The organism is Dolichospermum compactum NIES-806, assembly GCF_002368115.1.
Classification (GTDB): domain Bacteria; phylum Cyanobacteriota; class Cyanobacteriia; order Cyanobacteriales; family Nostocaceae; genus Dolichospermum; species Dolichospermum compactum.
In genome coordinates, this window is sequence record NZ_AP018316.1 from 3,645,541 (window position 1) to 3,665,610 (window position 20,070).

The following is a 20,070-nucleotide window of genomic DNA, read 5'->3' on the forward strand; positions in this document are numbered from 1 at the left end:
GTTAATCAAAAGTGATATGTAGGATGATCGGGTATGACAATTAAAAAAGCGGGCAATTCGCTTTCAAAGTGATATTTGCCACTTTTACTAAACAATCCTGCATCAAACAGGAAAAAAAATCACCGAAAATATCTGAGGGTAACCAGCCAAAACCCAATTTTCGGTTCACAGATTACTTAAAACCAAAAGTAATCGCAATGTCTTCAGTAACTGATTCTGCAAGGAGCATGAGGAAAGCGGCATGAACCAGGCTAACAACGTACTCGATAATATTTATCAGCCTGACCTAGAAATGATAAATCCGCCTGAGATCGAATTACAAGCACTCTTAATAGAAGAGGACTTATTGCTGACTGATGACGGCGAAATTGATGATTTTTTAGAGCCTCAGTCTGATGAGGACGACGCAAAGTCTGGAAAAGCCGCTAAATCGCGTCGTCGGACACCAATTGCCAAGAAAAAGCACTATACAGAAGATTCAATTCGTCTGTACCTGCAAGAAATTGGACGGATTCGTTTGTTACGCGCAGACGAAGAAATTGAACTAGCGCGGAAAATCGCTGAGTTACTGGAATTAGAACGGGCGCGCGAAAGGCTTTGTGAACGCCTAGAACGCGATCCTAGAGACAGCGAATGGGCGGCAGAAGTATCATTACCATTACCAACCTTTCGTTACCGTCTGCACGTTGGACGTAGAGCGAAAGACAAGATGGTACAGTCGAACTTGAGACTTGTAGTTTCCATTGCCAAAAAATACATGAATCGGGGCTTGTCCTTCCAAGACTTGATTCAAGAGGGTAGTTTGGGTTTGATTCGTGCGGCTGAAAAGTTTGATCACGAAAAAGGCTATAAGTTTTCTACCTACGCTACATGGTGGATACGTCAAGCAATTACAAGAGCGATCGCTGATCAGTCCCGCACTATCCGTTTACCGGTTCATCTCTACGAAACCATTTCGCGGATTAAGAAAACCACCAAACTCCTGTCTCAAGAAATGGGACGCAAACCCACAGAAGAAGAAATTGCGACTCGGATGGAAATGACCATCGAGAAACTGCGGTTTATTGCCAAATCAGCCCAGTTGCCAATTTCCTTAGAAACACCTATCGGTAAAGAAGAAGATTCTCGTTTAGGCGATTTTATTGAATCTGATGGTGAAACTCCAGAAGATCAAGTTTCTAAGAACTTGCTGCGGGAAGACCTAGAAAAAGTCCTAGATAGTCTCAGTCCCCGTGAAAGAGACGTTCTCCGACTCCGCTATGGTTTGGATGATGGCCGCATGAAAACCCTAGAAGAAATCGGTCAGATTTTCAACGTTACCCGCGAACGCATTCGCCAAATCGAAGCTAAAGCACTCCGTAAATTACGCCATCCCAATCGGAATAGTGTATTGAAAGAGTATATTCGTTAATTGTTAGGGGTGGGTTTAAGTCATTAATCTCTTAAACCTGCCCCTATCATTAATTACATCTTGCCTTTCTGCATCACTTCTTGGAGATGATGACGAATCTCGTGCGCCTGTTCAATTTCCGATTGCCGTAATTTTTGAAAAAGTTCTACACAGGGTTGAGAATTAGCTTCCTTGGCATCTTTGATATAATTTTCATAAGCTTGAACTGCTACGGCTTTAGTATGCAGCACACTAATAAAATCAAACTCTAAGTTAGTAATGGGTTCTTGAGTTTTAGTTTTAGTCATTTTTCGCCTCTGTTAGTTGTTTAACTAATTTCTACTTATTTCTCTAGAGTTATTCATCTGTCCAAAAGCTGAGAAAATACCATGTTCTGAGTAGAGACGCTTCGCTGAAACGTCTCTAATTTTTGGATTTTTGTGCTTGTTGTAATAACTGCTGGGAATTTTTCACCCACTGTAAATTACCTTGAATATTATATAAATCTTTAGCATATTGGAAGACTTGCACAGCTTCCTTGTACTGTTTTAACTGCATGAAAACTAATCCTGCACCATAATAGGCATTAGCGTAATTAGGATTAGCTGCGGCCGATTTTCTGAAAGCTGCTAAACCTTCATTTAATTTTCCTTGATTAAACAAAATTGAACCCAGATCATAGTGTGCTTCTGCATATTTAGGATTGATTATAATTGCTTGTTTAAAAGCTGCCTTGGCTTGTTCAAATTTTCCTTTTTGTAAATAACATACACCTAAATGATAGGCAGGTTCGGGCGCATTTTGACTCATTGTTCTGGCTTTTTCAAAAGAAGCGATCGCACTTGACCAATTTTTCTCCTGTTTCTTAACTAACCCCATGTTATAATGGGCAAAACCCAGATTTGGATTTAACTTCAAAGCCTGATTTAAATAGTCTTTCGCCAATTCTAAATTATTTCCTTCTAATAGCGCCCCACCTAAATTTGCAAAAGCTAATGCAAATTGAGGTTCAGCTTGAGTAGCTTGATAAAAAGCATCTGCCGCAGGTTGTAACTTTCCTGATTGTCGTAGTGCTAAACCTAAGTTATAGTGCGCTGCTGCTAATTTAGGATCTAGTTTAATAGCTTCACGAAAAGCTGTAATTGCATCTTCTATTTTTCCCGACTGAATCGCTTGTAATCCTTGATTTAAAGCCTCTGTAGCTGCTTTGCTATTGGTGTTTTGTGCCAGTATTAGAGTAGGGTAAGAACTGGAAAATACGGGTTGAATATTAACACTTAATAATAAAAAATTGATTATCCCAAAAATAGGATATTTAATTAATAATGGTAATTTCATAGATTTATTTTGCGTAAAGGCACAAAGTAGCAGGAGTAAAGACGCAAAGGAAGATAAGGAAAAATCAATGTTGTTCTGGTAAATAGTCTTGATTTAAATTTCTATTCAATCAATTTTTCCAAGAGTTTTTCTAGGAAAGACTCTGCTTCCTTTAATAAAAAGCGATGTAGTAGACGAAAGTCTTTTTCTTGAATCGGTGTATGGTTTAAACCAAGCCATGTCAATTTATCTGATACCTCTTTCCACGACTTTCTGATATCTGATTCTTTTCCATGTTCTACATCATGATGTAGCCACTTATTTCTTAAATGCTTAATGCACCAAATAAAATCACAATCTGAACCTTCCAGTACACCACCATGTTCAGTTAAAAAGCGTAATTTATCTTTTTCTGCTCCTTCGTAAAAAATAAAGTTGAGATAATCTACAAAGTGTTTAAAACTTTGCTTATCTTGAGGTATCATCCAAGGTAAATCTGTATATGCTTCTAAAATTTTATTTGTTGGTTTAAAGATATTTTTCTTCTCTTTAGTTTGCATTACTTCATTCTCATAACTTTATAGATATCTCCAGAAATCAAGAGTGCATCAATTGAAGGCAATGGTTAAATCAAAATCCCGTGAATTTAGTTGTCTCGCTCCTGAACCGTTAAAAATATAGCCATTAAGAGTAATTTGAGTTAAGTTTATCGCTTGTGAACCAACAATCACAGGAATATTAACCTTCCAAGGTCCTTGGTTGTGCAAGTTGCGCTGAACAGCAAATAGGTTTTGGGTTGCTGTAGTATCAAACAAATTAAAATCGGCTGTCAAATTGCCAGGATCACTAACGCCATTCATTGGTTGTCCAATTCAAATTTGAGGCAGTCGCTCCAGAAACAGTACGTCCGTTAAAATTAGTCGATAATATATTAATTGCGGATGCAGCTTCAGGGACAGATACGATTGTGAAGGGAGTTAGTAAGGCTAAACCTAATCAAGTTAATGCCGATGTGCGATGAATTTTCATACAAATGTTTTTTGATTTTTGTAAGTGTTGTATCTTCGTGATGATAACATTTAGCGATTCTGGAAATCAATAGAAAACTAGCACTTCTTATCATTAGGACTTACGTAAGATGTGGCTGAACACCTTATTCTTGCGTAGGGGTAATTCATGAATTACCCCAAATTCGGTTCTTTTTGCGTAAGTCCTGATCATGAAAATTCTTGCCTGAAAGTTATCGTTCAAATTCTTTTTCCCACACTGGACACTAGGGGATAGAAAAGGGGAACCAATTCAGACCGACTGACCGTTAAACAGGGAAAAGGGCGATTGCCGTAATTATCTCCCACTTGTAAGGGAAAAATTGGATCTTTCCCCAGGGAAATAAAATCTCCCCCTACGGCCTGTAGGATGGGACAAACCCCTGCAATATCCCAAATTTTAGGCGTTTTTTCGACTCCGCCCAAAGCCGATCCCGATGCCACTAGGAGAATGTTATCCCACATTCCGCTTAAAAGGATTTGTAAACTTTACACCCTCAACAGTTGCACCTGATGGAAAATCTTCACTGTAAATTTCTTCAATTTGATTAAGTCTTGCTGTTGCCCAAATTTGCGCGTCCCAAAAACTAAAGTTATGGGTTTCTACACCACGAATAGTTTCTAGGGAGATTAATTTTGTCATATTAACAATATGGCAAATGGCTAAGTAGTTACGCATTCGCATCAGTGCCTCAGCGGGAGTTAAAAGTGATCTTCTTGTCCGGGTTGTAGCCATAAAAAACTCCCCTATCACCTGGGTACTAATTACTGCCTTTCCAGAACGAATTAACCTATCAACAACTGTGATCGCTTGTTCCTGTTTTGCGGTATCTAATGGATCGTAGATGTACACAAGAATGTTCGTATCAATAAAAACTCTACCGTTCATAAAGGTCTTCCCGCTTCCAGTCCCTACCTCCAGCTTGAACAGGTCGAGTTTTGATTTGTGCAATAAATTCCCTTTCGGCTTCCCACAGTAAGATATCAGTTTGGGGGACAGTTATTTCACTAAGATGAAGGTCAATGGCTTGACGAATAATCTCGGCTTCACTTATACCTGTTTGTTGTGCAATCTCTTTGAGTAGATGTTCTTGACGTGGTTGGATATAAATCTGTTTGCGAATTTTAGTTGACACAATTTAGAAGTATACTTAGTGTATACATTATACTGTACATTATTTATTAGAAAATTGCGAGTTTATTGATTTGGACTTAGGGAACACCAAAAAATAAATTACCCAATTTTGTGGGATGGGCATCCTGCCCGTCCTTGATGATTAGCGGGCTTTTCGTCCCCCACCACGAGAAATTTTTGGGTATTTTTTTAATTGGAAGTCCCTTAGAGATTCGTAAGTTTATAGGACTTACGCACTGTATAAATTAATATTCATCATCATTACCAAAAGACACGCAAGGACTATCAATTTCTACCGCTGGAGTAAACGAATTACAGAAAGTGACAGTAGCACAATTAACTCCGAACTCATCAGGGTGAGTGCATTCTAATTTGATATAAAAAGCACACTCTTCACAAATAGCTTTATGTAATAATCGCATTGTTATCTTGCATTTATCGTAAATTGACAACAAAAGAGCAGTTACGAAACTGGACTTTACTAACTTATCTTGTTTTAATTAGTTTGTAGAATTAAGCTATTTTTGGTACATAGAATAAGTAGCCTACATAAATAATTGGCTTTTATCCCATACTTGACATCAAATAAGCGTGAGTGCTAAACGTCTGCCAGAAACTACTGCTCATGTGAGAGTTACCCGCCAATCTTGGCAACAAGGCTTTCTTGAAGGTGAAGTTAGCGCCGGTAATTTTCAATGGCATTTCCAATGGCATTTCCGTCGGGGAGAACTTTCTGTAAAGCCTTCCCAGGGTCGTGCTTTAATCAAAGAACCTCTAGGACGCTTTTTGGAACAACAGGACTATCAGTTAGAACCTGGGGGGGATTATGATTTTACAATTCGGGCTGAATTGTAAATTAGTTGTTAGTTAGTCGGTTAAGATATCGTTCAATCAGGAGAATGGCCACAATGTCATCTATTGGACGGGGAGGTTGACGCAAACCCTTGGGTAATAGTTTAGTGATGCCTTGGGGTGGATACATCTGCCAATAGCGATCGCGTGCTTGTAAAGTGGAATAACGTTCATCAACTAAAATGATATTGGTGGGTTTACTTAATTCTTGATTAAGTTGCTGTTTCCACTTTTTAGCCGTTGTTTGATCTCCCATCACCATTAAGGATACAGGGAATTTTTGCAGTTGTGTTTCAATATTAGCGATCGCCTCATCTGCCAAAACAACTTGATGATAAAATAGTTGTCTATCCAATCCCATCACCGCAATCCCACATTTATCACGACCGGGATCAAATCCTAAAATTGCAGGTTGTGTATTAGTCATTGGTCATTATTGGTCATTGGTCATTTGTTCGTTGTCAATTGTCAATTACTCAGGTACTAAAAAGAATTTGTCCATTTAAGATGGCTACTAACTTGACTCTCAGCGGACCTACAGTATAGGTGTTTTCTGCGGCTACAGCTTTGATTTCTACTTCTTGTTCCGTCTGCTGTAATTGGCTAATAAAACGCAGAAAAGTCCCTTCTATTTGGACACTTTCGACAATTCCCGCATTGCGGGCGCGAAATTGGGAAGCGGAAATTAGTAAATCTAAGCGTTGACGCATTTGTTCAGATGTCATATTTTTTAAATCCGCTGTAGTAGTAGCCAGCACTTCCCCTGATGAAAATACGAGTTGATTTCTCGCTGCATCTGCAAAAAATTCTATTTGCTTTTCGCCTCTGACATAATTACCTGCGGAGAAAATTCGCACTACATATTCTCGACCATCTTTAATTTGTGCGATTAACTGTTCAACTTTATCTTTGGTAATACGGAGTATTTCCTTATTCTCTGGTGTACCACCAGGTTCGGTTAATTGAATATTAGCATTGCGGTTAGCTTCCTGAAGAATTTGGATAATTGCCTGCTGTGCTGCATCAGGCTTGTCCACAGTAATTAACCCTGCCGCTATTACTTGACCCTTCACTAAGGCTAGTTTACCCAAGCGGAGGTCACGGTAGGACTGATAATATTTTTCTAGTCTGGCTACTTCCTGCTCTAAAAATTGTTGTTGTTTCTCTAATTCTTTCAAGCGAGATTCTCTAGTTATAATAACTTCTTCTCGTTGTTTAATTTCGAGGTTACGATTTTGAATAAGTTTATCTAATTTAGCAATTTTGCGATCGCGTTTTTCAATCACCGTCTTCGCTTCATCAATAGCCTGTTTGGCTTCAGCGTATAATCTTTTCCGTTCCGCCTTTAACTCTTCTACTGCCGTTTGTAATGTTTGTCGCTGATTATAAAGAGTTTGTAATTCACTTCTTGCCTGTTGATACATGATGGCAATTCCCCCAAGACGGATTTGAGTTTCATTAAGTCGGGCTTGGGTTTTAGCTTGCTGATTAAGAGTGCGATTGAGTTGAGCTTGTGTGGTCTTTTGTTTAGTATTTGCTGCCTGTAATGACTTATTAATTTTCTGTAATTCTTCTTGTGCTTGACTTTTTTCTTCTCTAGCTTTGTTTAACTCACCTTCTACCTGGCTTTTTTGCGCTTCTGCGATTTTTAGTTGTTCTCGTTTGTTCCCCAAATCTCTTTGAATATCTTCTAATTCAAATACGCCCTTTCGCAATCCCTCATCAGCCGCAAAAAGAATTGCTAAAGTTGATGCAGAAATCAGACCGCCTGTAAAAATAGTCACAATTACAGCAGTTTTTTTCGGACGTAAATTGAAGAGTGAGAGACGGGCTTTGCCAACTCGTGTGCCGATGCGATCGCCCACGGTGGCAATTACGCCTCCCAAAATAAGAATTGCTGCAATAAGGATGTACCCGGTGGCCATTTTTAACTACCGCAATGCTGACCGATACAGCCTACTAGGTTCAACCATTGTCTGTGAGTAAATGGAGTTAGGCCAAAGTAGGAATTATACAATTTTGAGACTTTCCTCCACATTAACGGTTTAATCTCTCTGGTAGTGACGCTACTTAGGGAGACCCTAAGACCCCATTACCTCAAAAATAGAAGCCGTGCCAACTCCATTTACCCATAGCTTTCAACAAGCTATCAGCATTTAGCATTCAGCTAATTCTGAGTTTAATTTTTCCACCTCGTAGAGGCTGAATGTTGTTGAGGTGTGGTTTAAATACCCTTCTCAACAACCCACTGACGGCTGAATGCTTACGTAAATTGCTTACTTAAAGCAACAGGTTTATGCACAGTAATCTTCTTTTTATGAATGGAAATCATTTTCTTCTCGCGTAAATCTCCCAGCAGTCTAGTGACTGTAACGCGAGTAGAGCCAATTGCCTCAGCGATCGCCTGATGAGATAACTTCAGATCAATGGTAATACCATCAGCGCAAGGAACGCCAAAATCTCGACAAAGAATCAACAAGAAACTAATTAACCTTGAACCCATATCGCGGTGAGCAAGAGTTTCAATCATCATCTCCGTCTGTAGAATCCGCGAAGAAAGACCTCGCAGCATTAACATTGATAACTCTGGGTTTTCCTTCAGTGCCTGTTCAACTTGTTCAATCGGGGCTGAAAGTAATTCTACAGTAGTAAATGCCACTGCATGATAAAATCGATCAGACTTATTGCCTGTCAGCAACGACAGCACACCAAAGACGCTATTTTCTCGTAGCAGAGCCACCGTTATTTCTTCTCCTGCCTCATACACCCTTGACAGTTTTACAGCACCCTTGAGAAGAAAATAAACTCGTTCAGCAGGATCTCCCGGAAAAAAGATCGTCTTATTCCGCTCAAATGTTTCCACAACCGGAGGAAAAGCCCCGGTCGCCATTTGACGAAAAACATTTGCTAGGGCTTTATCTTGTGTCACTATCATTTCTCCCTTCCCCTACCCAATGCCAGAAAAACAAAAACTAATTACCTAAGAATACACCCGAAAAATCAATAAATCACCATTAACCTTTCTGTTTTTTCCTATACTCAAACGCAGAATTCCTCCCCTTTCGGTTATTATGATACATAATTGTTGTTCCGTTTAGCTAGTAATTATTGATAAGTAGTTTCACTAATTATACTCCAAAAGTTTTGCCTCTAAAAATTGTCAATTTCTTGAGAATTTTTGTAAACATGGGCATAGTTTTTTGGGACTTACTGCCTACTCCTGGAGCATTTTGAAAAATCCCTAGCCTAATGCAGTCAAACTAGGCTCAGATTCTAGTATGCTCCTAATGATGAATTAAATTAGCAATTTCTATGCTCAATCTATCAGGAAAAAATGCCCTAGTTACAGGTATTGCCAATAACCGTTCTATCGCTTGGGGAATTGCCCAACAACTACACAAAGCTGGGGCTAATTTGGGCATTACCTACTTGCCAGATGACAAGGGTAAAATGGAAAAAAAAGTTTCTGAATTGGTAGAACCGCTCACTCCTAGCCTATTTTTGCCCTGCAATGTTGAAAATGACGAGCAAATTCAATCTACTTTTGAAACCATCCGGCAAGAATGGGGGAAAATAGATATTCTAGTGCATTGTTTGGCCTTTGCAAAAAAAGAAGATTTGACCGGAGGTTTTAGTCAAACTTCTCGTTCTGGTTTCAATACAGCGTTAGAAGTTAGCACTTATTCACTTGTACAGTTAAGCGGTGCAGCCAAACCTTTGATGACTGAAGGTGGAAGTATTATTACTCTTACATATTTGGGAGCAGTTCGCGCAATTCCTAACTATAATGTCATGGGTGTTGCTAAAGCTGGTTTAGAAGCCAGTGTCCGGTATTTGGCAGCAGAACTGGGTCCCGACAATATTCGCGTTAATGGTATTTCTGCTGGACCAATTCGCACCTTAGCATCTTCAGCAGTTGGTGGTATCTTAGATATGATTCATCATGTTGAACAATTAGCCCCTCTCCGTCGCACCGTTACTCAATTAGAAGTAGGTAATACAGCAGCTTTCTTATGCAGTGATTTAGCAAGCGGTATTACTGGACAAATCCTGTATGTAGATGCGGGATATGAAATTATGGGAATGTAATACGGCAGAATTAAGAAGTCAGGAGTCAGGAATCAGGAATCAGAAGTAACACTGACAACTGACAACTGACAACTGACAACTAACAAATGACAAATGACAAATGACTAATTATCAAACGCCTCGGATAGCTTCAGTTCACCGCACTACTGGTGAAACAAATGTTCACGTTACTATCAATCTTGATGGGACAGGAATATGTAAAGTCTCGACAGGTATTTCCTTTTTAGATCATATGCTCCATCAAATTGCCTCTCATGGGCTTTTTGATTTGGATATTCAAGCTAAAGGTGATTGGGAAATTGATGATCACCACACTAACGAAGATGTGGGGATTACTTTAGGACAGGCTTTATTCCAAGCTTTGGGTAGTAAAAAGGGAATCGTCCGGTTTGGGAATTTTCTTGCGCCTTTAGATGAAGCTTTGGTACAAGTTGCTTTAGACTTTTCTGGTAGACCTCATCTCAGTTATGGTTTAGAAATTCCTACTCAACGGGTGGGAACTTATGATACCCAGTTAGTGCGAGAGTTTTTTGTGGCATTGGTGAATCATAGCCAAATGACCCTACATATTCGCCAATTGGATGGAATTAATTCCCATCATGTTATTGAAGCCACATTCAAAGCTTTTGCTAGAGCCATGCGAATAGCGGTAGAAATTGATTCCCGGCGAGCAGAAACAATTCCCAGTTCTAAAGGGGTGTTATAAAAATTCTCAGCATCGGTTAATCTGTAGTTAGCTCTAAATAGTCAGTAGTTAGTAGTTTCATCACCATGAATTCTGTTGTAGACAACCCCGATTCTCAACAAAATCCCCTAGACAAACAACCTGTAGTCCTGACTTCTGAATTGCGAAAAGTCTATCGCACGGGGTTTTGGCTCAATCAAAAGGTTGTATCGCTCAAAAACTGTTCTTTACAGGTGTACCCAGGAGAAACCTTTGGTTTGTTGGGTCCTAATGGTGCGGGTAAAACCACGTTGTTAAAATTATTGTTGGGAATTATCCGCCCTACGTCTGGCAGGGGATTATTGTTAGGTAAACCTATAGGCGATCGCTCTGTCAAGCAGTATATTGGCTACCTACCAGAAAATTCCTATTTATACGAATATCTGAGCGGTTGGGAATTTTTGCAATTAACAGCGGGTTTATTTCAAATTCCCCAAAAGTTACAACTTCAACGTATTCCCCAATTATTGGAGTTAGTCGGATTATCCCAAGCCGATGCTCGCAAAAAGCAAATGCGGCGCTATTCCAAGGAGATGCTTCAGCGTGTGGGTATAGCTCAGGCATTAATCAATGATCCAGATTTAGTTTTTTTGGATGAACCTATGTCTGGACTTGATCCTCTGGGACGTTACCAAATGCGAGAAATTATTCTGGCTTTGAAAGCATCTGGTAAAACCATATTTTTTAATAGTCATGTGTTGAGTGAAGTAGAACAAATTTGCGATCGCGTGGCTATTCTTGCTCAAGGAGAATTAATCTGCTGCGGTTCTCTCAATGAACTTTTAGGTAATCAAAACACCTATCATGTTAAAGGTCAAGGCGGAGACGGGGAAATCTTGAAAAAATGGATAGGTAATTTAGAATTTGGGGCTGATGGTTCTTGGCAGGGTATACTTCAAGAAGATTATTATGATTTTCTGTCTAGTTTGAGATTAATGGGGGGAAAAGTTATCACTATGAATCTGTCACGTCAATCTCTAGAAGAGTTTTTTATCCATCAAATTCAAATCCGAAATCATCCCCTTAATTAGCACAAACAACTAGACAAATAAGAGGAATAAATCACCCATAAGTAGTATTTTTCGCGAATTATTTGATCATTCTAAAAATCAGTTACTTATGTGTTAATACTTCCTAATCAATTTAGGGCTATGAATGTACCATCAGGTGGTAAATTTGTTGTTAATATAGAATCGAAAATTGTTATAAGTTAGGAAACTTAACTTGCAAAGAGCACTGAAAATATTTCCTAACCTCAAAGAAGATTTAAAATCAAATTCCTTACGCAACAAATTATTTATGTCCGGAAAACTAAAGATTTATTAGAAAATAAAATTGTTGAGTCACTACGATTCTTCAGTATACTCGATATTAAAAGAGCCGTCAGTGGTCAGCCGTCAGCCGTCAGCAGGTTGTTGAAAAGGGGATCTAAGTAGGTGAACAGAAAAATTTAAAGGTATGTGAAGAAAAGTAAAATCACTCAAAACTCTCTTCCTGTTCCCAGTTAAGAGTTCCCTGTTCCCTTGCCCCAACGACAATTTTTAACGCCCACCTACTTAAACCCAGAAGTAGCTGATAGCTGATAGCTTGTTAAAATGTTTCCGAATAACTCTAAATATCGTCATTTTCAATTCTCAGGTAAATATGCTTAATAAAGATTTGTGTAAATTTCTCACCCACTCAACGATGGGTTTAGCATTGTTAACAACAGTGAATATCATTTTGCCATCTGTGAGTTTGGCACAAAGACAGCCAGTAGCATCAACATCCAGTAGTATCGCTACAGATTATTTATTAGGCGGCGGCGATCGCATCCGTGTTAATGTATTTGAAGTACCAGAATATACAGGAGAATATCAAGTCCCTCCCGGTGGTTCAATTAATATGCCTTTAATTGGCAGTATCCCCGTTTCGGGCTTAACCACAGAACAAGCTGCTGATACAATCGCCAGAAGATATGCTCGCTTTCTCAAACGTCCCCTCATTTCCGTCAACTTATTATCACCCCGTCCCATTAATGTGTTTGTTGCTGGAGAAGTAACAAGACCAGGTGCTTACACCCTCAGCTTAGAAGGGGGAGCAGGAAATAACCCCGGTGTCCAATACCCAACGGTATTAGCCGCCCTCACCATAGCCCAGGGTGTAACACTGGCAGCAGATGTAACTCAAGTGCAATTACGCCGCAAGGTAGGACGTTCAGGAGAACAGACAGTCGCCCTAAACTTAAAGGAATTGACGCAAACAGGCAGAATATCCCAGGAGATTACCTTACGAGATGGAGATACCATTGTGGTCCCTACTGCCGCCAGTTTAAATGTGGCTGAAGCCCGGAATTTATTTGCAGCTAACTTTGCAGCTAGTCAAAGTTCACCGCGCACAGTGGTGGTAATTGGTCAAGTTTACCGTCCTGGTTCTTATCTTGTTACTGCTGGAAATGGCGGTGGGGCAGAGGGTGGTGGTGCTGGTGGTGGTTTACCCACTGTAATGCGGAGTTTACAACTAGCAGGGGGAATTACGTCCATTGCGGATGTTCGGAAGATTAAATTACGCCGTCCTACCCGAACTGGTACGGAACAAACTATAGATATTAACCTATGGGAATTACTACAAAGCGGTGATATAAATCAAGACATAGTGGTGCAAGATGGCGATACTATCATCATTCCTACAGCTACGGATATTAGTGCCGCCGAATCTACCCAATTAGCAACAACAACTCTGTCCCCAAATACTATTGAAGTGGGTGTAGTGGGTGAAGTCAAAAGAGCAGGGGCGGTAAGATTACAACCAAATAGCTCTTTAAATCAGGCATTATTAGCCGCTGGTGGTTTTAATGATAGTAGAGCCAGTAAAGGAACTGTAGAATTAATTCGCCTCAATAGCAATGGTACAGTTACTAAACGTCCAATTAAAGTGGATTTATCTAAGGGAATTAATGAGGAAACCAATCCGATCCTTCGCAACAATGATGTTGTCGTAGTTGATCGCAATGTGTTAGCTAAAACTGGTGATAGAGTTAATACTGTAGCCGGTCCTTTAGGTACTATCTTGGGGATTATCAGACTATTTACTACTGGATTTTAGCTTAAGTCGAAAGATTGGTTTTCTAGGTTTCCACTCAAAAAATCTAGACCCAAAACATAATTATTATACATCTTAGGTTATTTTTTTCGGCAACTCATGATTAGAGGTATAGCGATCGCCTATAATGCGATCGCAGGTTTATCATTTTTATAGTTAACAATCGGGAAATTACGCACTTAACCCATTTTAATTTACAGTTAATGCCAGCCATAACTCTAACAATCAATTCTACCCAAAGCTGAAAGAGGAGAATAACTGAATGGATCCAATAATTTTTATCATATTTTTAGCTCTAGTAGGTTATGCCTTCGCATCTGCAAAGATGGTAAATCAAGGGAATGTCGCCTTAGTTGAACGCTTGGGGCGGTATCATCGCAAACTAAATCCTGGACTGAGTTTCATAGTTCCCATTCTCGATCAAATTGTGATGGAGGATACAACCAGAGAGCAGTTATTAGATATTAAACCGCAAAATGTAATTACTAAGGACGGAGTTTACTTAGAAGTTGATGCAATTATTTACTGGCGCATCAAAGACATTGAAAAAAGCTTTTATGCCATTGATGATTTACAAACAGCTTTAGCGAACTTAGCTACAACAACCCTGCGGGAAAATATCGCTCAAAATTCCTTAGAAGATACTAATATGTCCAGAGACGAGATGGACAGAAGTATATTAGCTGAATTAAATCCAATTACATCCGCATGGGGAATTGAAATTATCCGTTTAGACATTCAGCGGATCACCCCACCGGAGACTGTACGCAAGTCAATGGAAGAACAACAAAATGCACAAATTAAAAAAAAGGCAGCAATAGAAGCAGCCGAAGGAGAGCGACAAGCAGCAGTTAAAAGAGCCGAAGGAACTAGAACATCAATAGAAATAATTTCTGAAGCCTTGCGTTCTCACCCTGAAAGTAAGGATATTTTAAGGTATCTTGTTGCCCAAGATTATGTAGATGCGAGTCAAAAACTAGGTGAAAGCAATAATGCCAAAATTGTATTTGTAGATCCTGCTAACTCAACAGAAATGTTTCAGGAATTGATTTCTGATTCAGTACAAGAAAATCATGGCAAAAATCCCGCCAATGGAACCGGTAATGGCAAAGGAAATGGCAATGGCAATGGATCTAATTAGGTTTGATACCATTAAATTTTCGGCGTTGCTGAATTGAGGTATGAAATTCCCAAATTGAATCTTTAAAACTCAAACCTCAGTGCGTCTTTGCGCCTTTGCGTGAGACTAAAATTCATACCCTTAATCAGCAACGCCTAAATTTTAATATATTCTTCCTTTTTTTCTTCTTCTTTCTTCTTCATCCTGACTGGGTGACTCCTGACTGGGTGACTCCTAACGCGGTGACTCCTGACTGGGCGCGGTGCCCGCGCCCCTACTCTTCACGAAAAATAGCATCTGCTACCAGAGTAACTTCTTGCATTTCTCGAACATCGTGAACTCGGAGAATATCTGCACCATTAAAAATAGCCGCACAACAAGCGGCGACTGTTCCCCAAACCCGTAACGTTGGATCTGGTTGATTAAGAATATTACCAATAAAACTTTTACGAGATGCTCCCACCAAAATTGGAGAATTAAGAGTTTTTAGTGATTCTAAACAGCGAAAAATTTCTAAATTCTGCTGATGGTTTTTAGCAAAACCAATACCAGGATCAATAATTATTTTACTTTGATCAATTCCTAAAAGCCTAGCATTTGTAATTTGCTCAAATAAAAATTTATAAATATCAGAAATTAAATCCTCATAATCAGTACATTTTTGCATAGTTTGGGGAGTTCCCTTGATGTGCATTAACACAATCGGCACATTTAAACTAGCCACAGTTGGCAACATTTGGGGGTCAAATGTCCCCGCTGAAATATCATTGACTATATCTGCTCCAGCAATAATCGCTGCTTTGGCTACCTCTGCTCTAGTTGTATCTACAGAAATAGGGACATCAACTACTGGACGCAGCAACTCCAAAACAGATAGCACCCGCTCCAGTTCTGCTTCTAGGGAGACTTGCTCCGCCCCTGGACGGGTGGATTGTCCACCAATATCAATGATATCAGCGCCAGCAGCCACCATGGCTTCTGCCTGGGTTAAGGCGGCTGAGGTGGTGTTAAATTTACCACCATCACTAAAACTATCAGGGGTAACATTCAAAATCCCCATGATATAAGTCCGCTTTCCCCAATCAAAACAATGATTTCGGATAGTTAAGTTGTTAGACATGAAATTTTTTAACTTTTAATTTCTAATTGATTTATCCCCAATCCCCAATCCCCATTATTGATAATTGACAATTCTGGCAAAACTATCAGCTTTTAGACTAGCTCCACCAACGAGAGCGCCGTCAATTTCTGGTTGTGCCATAATTTCATCAATATTATTCGGGTTGACTGAACCGCCATATTGAATAGGAACGAGGGGATTAGTTAATTGACTGCGAATTAAGCCAATTACCCGATTTGCTTCCTTAGATTCACAGGTATCACCAGTACCAATTGCCCAAATTGGTTCATAAGCAATAATTAGGTGAGTTTGATCAATATCTACCAAGTCTTTTTTTAACTGGGTGCTAATTATTGATTCCGTTTCCCCCGCGTCTCGCTGTTGTTTAGTTTCCCCAACACAGAGAATGGGTGTGAGTCCATGCTTTTGGGCGGCTTTGAGACGGAGATTGACACTTACGTCTGTTTCTCCGAAGAATTGCCGTCTTTCACTATGTCCAACTATGACAAAACGCACACCGATTTCTATTAGCATAGAGGCGGCGATTTCGCCTGTATATGCTCCACTTTCTTCCCAATGGACGTTTTGTGCGCCCAAATTTACACGGCTACCATGTAAAGATTGCGACACCAGGCTTAAGTCGGTGAAGGGAGGACATATTACCACTTCTCGTTCTGAGGGGGTTTCCTCCAGGTGAGGCAAAAATCCGCTTAAAAATTCTGCGGATTCTGCCTGGGTTTTGAACATTTTCCAGTTACCAGCAATAACGATTTTCCGCACAGGTGATTTAATCAAAATTTTAATGTTACTAGATGCACCTTTTAATGTACTACTTTTTTAGTAACCGTTCAGGGGGTGTAAAGAAGAAGAAAAACCACCCCCAAATCAAGCAATAAAATTAAGCAGCTTTTAACAAGTCAGAATCATCAGAATCAGCAGTAACTTGTGGAAGCAAAGAAGGTGCATTTGTACCACCACGAGCAGCAACAACAGCACAAGTCATAAACTCCAAAACATTACGCTTTTGGGACTTGAGAGTTGTGACCACCGTGAGCATCCGAGCTACAAAAACACTACTAGCCTGAGTTTGAGAGCCAAAACTAGTACAGCACAGCGTAAATAAATCAACCATTCTTAATCGCCAAAAAGCTTGCCCAATATTGCTTTTGACTTTTGACGAACGCCTTGCGGTACTAGTCCGTCGCCAAATCACAGCAGGGCGAATAGCCCTTTCGGCAGCATTATTAGTAGGTTCTACACCAACAGTTGTCACAAACAACCACATCGCCGACTCAACCTTGAGTAATTGACGACAAGTACGAACTGTTTTTGCTAAGGGAGTTTTTCCCGTGCTGTAATCTCATATTCGTTAGCTTCTTGTAAAGTTGCGTTAATGAATGAGCGATTCTCCCGAACCAACTCTACAAAATCACCACGAGACAAAGTACCATCTCGGACTCGATACCAAAGTTCAAACAACTTCTCTTGCTGTTTCACCAGTGCAGTTCCCAATTCTGCCGAGACTCCAGTCCGTTCCGATATTTTGATAAATTCCCGTTGCAAATGCGCCCAACACAATTGCCGACGTTCCAGGTCTACCCAGTTGTAAGCCCCATGACGGTCAGAGTTCAAAATGCCACTGAAGTTCTCACCCAATAAATTCTTTGCCCCTTGGGTACAACGGGTCAGAGCAATTTCAAAAAATGTGACTAGTACAGGTCGGCGGAAATAAATAGACCATTCCAAACTACTGGAAAGCTCATTGTATATTCGTTTTGACTTTTGACTTTTGACGAACGCCTTGCGGTACTAGTTGTTAATGATGAGTTAAAATAAAAATATTGTCTACTCAAATAGGAAGATTTATGGAGAACTTACTACCTCAAAACATTTTACAATTAACTATTGCGGAAAGAATCCAACTAGTCCAAGATATTTGGGATAGTATCACTGTAGATGCTGATAATGTAACTATTAGTGATGCTCAAAAAAAGGAATTGGAGAGACGTTTAGAACTTTATTATCAAAATCCTCATCAAGTTTCTAGCTGGGAGGAAGTGAAACAAAAATTTAATCGTTAGTTAATATATGACTTACAAAATTTTCATTACACCAGAAGCAGAACTTGATTTAGAGGATGCTTATAATTGGTATGAACAGCATACTGTTGGATTAGGTTCTGAATTTATTCGTGTTGTTGATGCTAGTTTTTCAACTATTCAACGTAATCCTTTTGCTTGTCCAATTGTTCACGAACAAGTTAGAAAAAAGTTAATTCGCAAGTTTCCTTATGGATTACTTTACATTATTATAGATGAAACAATTTCTATTATTGGTTGTTTTCATGTTAAACGTGATCCGCAACAATGGGAAAGGCGTTTCTAAGATTTAATTCAGGTGATAATTCGCTCTAGTAATACCTAGTAACACCTAGTAATGCTTGAGTGAGATAATGTGAACAGATACAGGTAATTACTTCAAAATAGCAAATTTTCAAAAGGATAAGTTTGCTTCCAACGATAGGTGTTAAAGTCTCTTTGATCTACTGAAAAAATGCGTCCATGTCCTAAATGTTCTGCTAAAATTACTAGGGAAGCATCAGCTAAATCCATTGGCAAATTAGCATATTTTTCCATTAATTGAATAATTCGCGGAGTATGGTGAGGTTCTAAATTAAAAACTGTAAATAATTTTTGTTCCAGACTATTTAAAAAAGTAACTTGAGCTTGAACTCCTTTGCGAGTTAGCAAAAGATAACAGGTTTCTGTGATAATACACCATGTTGTAATTAAAGGTTCATTGTATTTTTTGAAAGCTTGTTTTGCTGTTTCGTGGTGGGTGTCTTTTTGATCAATAAGAGCTAACCAAAATCCTGTATCAACTATGATCATATTTGTGCGTTAATGTATTAGATAAAACTTCTTTATATGTGGTTGATAAATTTTCTTCCACAGCACAACAACCAATTAATCCAATTTCATCAAATTTTTCATAGATACTTTTTTCTTGATGATGATTTTCTGGTTGTGGATAACGTTTTTTGAGTAATTGAATAAAATCTAGTAGTAAGATTTGCGCTTCTTCTGGTAAAGTGTCAATATCTTTAGATATTTCGGCAATTTTTATTACCATTATTAACTCCTAAGTTGAGTAAATTTTTTCGGTATGATTCTATTATAAACTACGCCGCAAAGATCCCCGACTTCTAAGATTAATTATTTATCTGATAGAAAAATATTGAAAAGAAGTCGGGGATCTAAATTAGATGGTTCTATTGTCTTCTCTTATTTACATGATAGTTGGTGATGGTTGGGTGAGATGATGTGAATAGATACAGGGTTTTTGGGTTGTAATTTAGTGTTATTAATGGTGGGTTATGTTGGGTTTCCTTGCGTCAACCCAACCTACAAACTACTACTTTTTAATGCCTTTAATCAATTCTGTTCTCGCATCAATAATGGAAGGCATTAAAATACAACTCGCTAATAAATCTATATCTAAATCTGGCAATAATTCACTTTGATTAATTTGCTCATAATTATCATTTTTGAGATGATATAGAGACAATTGATTATTTTTCCAAAACCAGACTTCTGTAATATTAAACCTTTTGTATTTTTCTAGTTTATCAATACTGCCACTGGTAATATTAACTTCAATTGCTAAATCTGGATTTTCCTTTTTTTCTCCGATGTAATAAGATTCATCAGGTTCAAAGGAAGCACTTTTTTCTTTTGCGCGACGAGTAGCACTACCTACTGGGATGAAATTTATACCTTTTTCAAAGAGATATGCTTCTATCAAAATAGCGATAATTTTTTTGATATTTTCGTGTTGTTCACCAAGCGTCATAAATTCGATGTACCCATCAAGATAACTTATCCGCAAATTTCCTGCATCTGCGGTTAAGGTTTCTATTATTTCAAATTCTTTCCAGGTGTAATAACCAGGTAGAAGAAATCGCTGTTCGGAAATTGTGGTGGTTTTGTCTAGGATTTGGATAGTCATAGTAATTTTATGGTTATGACTTTAACCTTAATTATAACTCATGGTCAGGTGATAATTCTCAGGTGAGGTGAATGTTTCCAGGTGTATCCGTGATGGTTCTATTGTCCTCTGTTATTTACATGATAGCTGGTGATGTTTAGGTGAGATGATGTGAACAGATACAGGGTTTTTGGGTTGTAATAAGTGAG

Annotated in this window: 26 protein-coding genes and 1 pseudogene; 10 read left to right on the forward strand and 17 right to left on the reverse strand. The window is 38.9% G+C overall.

The window, feature by feature from the left end; translation table 11 throughout:
• The first annotated feature begins 241 nt into the window (after positions 1-241).
• Positions 242-1,411 (forward strand): RNA polymerase sigma factor RpoD, encoded by a 1,170-nt coding sequence (gene rpoD, locus CA730_RS17155; RefSeq protein ID WP_096669121.1) that lies wholly within the window; start codon positions 242-244, stop codon positions 1,409-1,411.
• Positions 1,412-1,464: 53 nt separating this feature from the next.
• On the opposite strand, the gene CA730_RS17160 is transcribed toward rpoD, so the two are convergent.
• From CA730_RS17160 to CA730_RS17175, 4 genes are all read right to left on the reverse strand, one after another.
• Complete coding sequence (locus CA730_RS17160) at positions 1,465-1,698, reverse strand: hypothetical protein (protein ID WP_096669123.1); 234 nt, start codon at positions 1,696-1,698, stop codon at positions 1,465-1,467.
• Positions 1,699-1,813: 115 nt separating this feature from the next.
• Complete coding sequence (locus tag CA730_RS17165; RefSeq protein WP_096669125.1) at positions 1,814-2,728, reverse strand: tetratricopeptide repeat protein; 915 nt, start codon at positions 2,726-2,728, stop codon at positions 1,814-1,816.
• Positions 2,729-2,829: 101 nt separating this feature from the next.
• A complete protein-coding gene (locus CA730_RS17170; RefSeq protein ID WP_096669126.1) occupies positions 2,830-3,267 on the reverse strand; it encodes a hypothetical protein in 438 nt (145 codons plus the stop codon).
• 48 nt (positions 3,268-3,315) lie between these two features.
• On the reverse strand, positions 3,316-3,567 hold the full coding sequence (locus CA730_RS17175) for a hypothetical protein (RefSeq protein ID WP_096669128.1): 252 nt from the start codon (positions 3,565-3,567) through the stop codon (positions 3,316-3,318).
• Between CA730_RS17175 and CA730_RS24590 the strand changes: the two genes are divergently transcribed.
• Positions 3,567-3,728, forward strand: a complete 162-nt coding sequence (locus CA730_RS24590) for a hypothetical protein (RefSeq protein ID WP_157750014.1) — start codon at positions 3,567-3,569, stop codon at positions 3,726-3,728. The genes CA730_RS17175 and CA730_RS24590 overlap by 1 nt on opposite strands.
• Positions 3,729-4,207: 479 nt before the next feature.
• Here the strand turns inward: CA730_RS24590 and CA730_RS17185 are convergent, their stop codons facing one another.
• The 3 genes from CA730_RS17185 to CA730_RS24980 form a co-directional block, all read right to left on the reverse strand.
• Positions 4,208-4,642: a PIN domain-containing protein gene (locus CA730_RS17185; RefSeq protein WP_096669130.1), complete on the reverse strand. Its 435-nt coding sequence runs from the start codon at positions 4,640-4,642 to the stop codon at positions 4,208-4,210.
• Complete coding sequence (locus CA730_RS17190; protein ID WP_096669132.1) at positions 4,632-4,889, reverse strand: ribbon-helix-helix domain-containing protein; 258 nt, start codon at positions 4,887-4,889, stop codon at positions 4,632-4,634. The genes CA730_RS17185 and CA730_RS17190 overlap by 11 nt, the downstream gene beginning before the upstream one ends.
• 244 nt (positions 4,890-5,133) lie before the next feature.
• Positions 5,134-5,310 carry a hypothetical protein gene (locus tag CA730_RS24980; protein WP_172891206.1) on the reverse strand — a complete coding sequence of 59 codons (177 nt, stop codon included), beginning with the start codon at positions 5,308-5,310 and terminating at the stop codon, positions 5,134-5,136.
• 169 nt (positions 5,311-5,479) lie between these two features.
• Between CA730_RS24980 and CA730_RS17195 the strand changes: the two genes are divergently transcribed.
• The gene (locus tag CA730_RS17195; RefSeq protein ID WP_096669134.1) at positions 5,480-5,743 is read left to right on the forward strand and encodes a DUF3146 family protein; all 264 of its coding nucleotides are present in this window, start codon (positions 5,480-5,482) and stop codon (positions 5,741-5,743) included.
• Between the two features lies 1 nt (position 5,744).
• Here the strand turns inward: CA730_RS17195 and CA730_RS17200 are convergent, their stop codons facing one another.
• From CA730_RS17200 to ntcA, 3 genes are all read right to left on the reverse strand, one after another.
• Positions 5,745-6,167 carry a pre-16S rRNA-processing nuclease YqgF gene (locus CA730_RS17200; RefSeq protein WP_096669136.1) on the reverse strand — a complete coding sequence of 141 codons (423 nt, stop codon included), beginning with the start codon at positions 6,165-6,167 and terminating at the stop codon, positions 5,745-5,747.
• A gap of 49 nt (positions 6,168-6,216) precedes the next feature.
• Positions 6,217-7,665, reverse strand: a complete 1,449-nt coding sequence (locus CA730_RS17205; RefSeq protein ID WP_096669138.1) for a DUF3084 domain-containing protein — start codon at positions 7,663-7,665, stop codon at positions 6,217-6,219.
• 338 nt (positions 7,666-8,003) lie between these two features.
• Complete coding sequence (gene ntcA, locus CA730_RS17210; RefSeq protein ID WP_027401174.1) at positions 8,004-8,675, reverse strand: global nitrogen regulator NtcA; 672 nt, start codon at positions 8,673-8,675, stop codon at positions 8,004-8,006.
• 377 nt (positions 8,676-9,052) lie between these two features.
• Here ntcA and fabI point away from each other — a divergent pair, with 377 nt between their 5' ends.
• The 5 genes from fabI to CA730_RS17235 all read left to right on the forward strand — a co-directional run bounded on the left by fabI (position 9,053) and on the right by CA730_RS17235 (position 14,775).
• Positions 9,053-9,829 carry an enoyl-ACP reductase FabI gene (gene fabI, locus CA730_RS17215; protein WP_096669140.1) on the forward strand — a complete coding sequence of 259 codons (777 nt, stop codon included), beginning with the start codon at positions 9,053-9,055 and terminating at the stop codon, positions 9,827-9,829.
• A 100-nt stretch (positions 9,830-9,929) separates the two neighbouring features.
• Entirely contained in the window at positions 9,930-10,535 is a 606-nt protein-coding gene (gene hisB, locus CA730_RS17220) for an imidazoleglycerol-phosphate dehydratase HisB (RefSeq protein ID WP_096669142.1), read from the forward strand.
• A 65-nt stretch (positions 10,536-10,600) separates the two neighbouring features.
• Positions 10,601-11,584 carry an ABC transporter ATP-binding protein gene (locus tag CA730_RS17225; protein WP_096669144.1) on the forward strand — a complete coding sequence of 328 codons (984 nt, stop codon included), beginning with the start codon at positions 10,601-10,603 and terminating at the stop codon, positions 11,582-11,584.
• 613 nt (positions 11,585-12,197) lie between these two features.
• Entirely contained in the window at positions 12,198-13,637 is a 1,440-nt protein-coding gene (locus CA730_RS17230; RefSeq protein WP_096669146.1) for a polysaccharide biosynthesis/export family protein, read from the forward strand.
• 259 nt (positions 13,638-13,896) lie between these two features.
• Positions 13,897-14,775, forward strand: a complete 879-nt coding sequence (locus CA730_RS17235) for an SPFH domain-containing protein (RefSeq protein ID WP_096669148.1) — start codon at positions 13,897-13,899, stop codon at positions 14,773-14,775.
• A 253-nt stretch (positions 14,776-15,028) separates the two neighbouring features.
• Here CA730_RS17235 and folP read toward each other — a convergent pair whose 3' ends face one another.
• The 4 genes and pseudogenes from folP to CA730_RS26125 form a co-directional block, all read right to left on the reverse strand.
• A complete protein-coding gene (gene folP, locus CA730_RS17240; RefSeq protein ID WP_096669150.1) occupies positions 15,029-15,874 on the reverse strand; it encodes a dihydropteroate synthase in 846 nt (281 codons plus the stop codon).
• A gap of 54 nt (positions 15,875-15,928) precedes the next feature.
• A complete protein-coding gene (gene tpiA / locus CA730_RS17245) occupies positions 15,929-16,654 on the reverse strand; it encodes a triose-phosphate isomerase (protein ID WP_096671604.1) in 726 nt (241 codons plus the stop codon).
• 118 nt (positions 16,655-16,772) lie between these two features.
• A pseudogene (locus tag CA730_RS26120) lies at positions 16,773-17,204 on the reverse strand (IS66 family transposase); the annotation flags it as partial.
• Between the two features lie 2 nt (positions 17,205-17,206).
• Complete coding sequence (locus tag CA730_RS26125; protein WP_269076479.1) at positions 17,207-17,620, reverse strand: IS66 family transposase; 414 nt, start codon at positions 17,618-17,620, stop codon at positions 17,207-17,209.
• 95 nt (positions 17,621-17,715) lie between these two features.
• Here CA730_RS26125 and CA730_RS17255 point away from each other — a divergent pair, with 95 nt between their 5' ends.
• Entirely contained in the window at positions 17,716-17,955 is a 240-nt protein-coding gene (locus CA730_RS17255) for an addiction module protein (protein WP_370566862.1), read from the forward strand.
• Between the two features lie 7 nt (positions 17,956-17,962).
• Positions 17,963-18,259 (forward strand): type II toxin-antitoxin system RelE/ParE family toxin, encoded by a 297-nt coding sequence (locus tag CA730_RS17260; RefSeq protein WP_096669152.1) that lies wholly within the window; start codon positions 17,963-17,965, stop codon positions 18,257-18,259.
• Between the two features lie 92 nt (positions 18,260-18,351).
• Here CA730_RS17260 and CA730_RS17265 read toward each other — a convergent pair whose 3' ends face one another.
• From CA730_RS17265 to CA730_RS17275, 3 genes are all read right to left on the reverse strand, one after another.
• Positions 18,352-18,765, reverse strand: coding sequence for a type II toxin-antitoxin system VapC family toxin (locus tag CA730_RS17265; RefSeq protein WP_096669154.1), 414 nt, complete (start codon positions 18,763-18,765; stop codon positions 18,352-18,354).
• Positions 18,752-19,006: a DUF2281 domain-containing protein gene (locus CA730_RS17270; RefSeq protein WP_096669156.1), complete on the reverse strand. Its 255-nt coding sequence runs from the start codon at positions 19,004-19,006 to the stop codon at positions 18,752-18,754. The genes CA730_RS17265 and CA730_RS17270 overlap by 14 nt, the downstream gene beginning before the upstream one ends.
• Positions 19,007-19,288: 282 nt before the next feature.
• Complete coding sequence (locus CA730_RS17275; RefSeq protein WP_096669158.1) at positions 19,289-19,882, reverse strand: Uma2 family endonuclease; 594 nt, start codon at positions 19,880-19,882, stop codon at positions 19,289-19,291.
• Between the last annotated feature and the right edge of the window lie 188 nt (positions 19,883-20,070).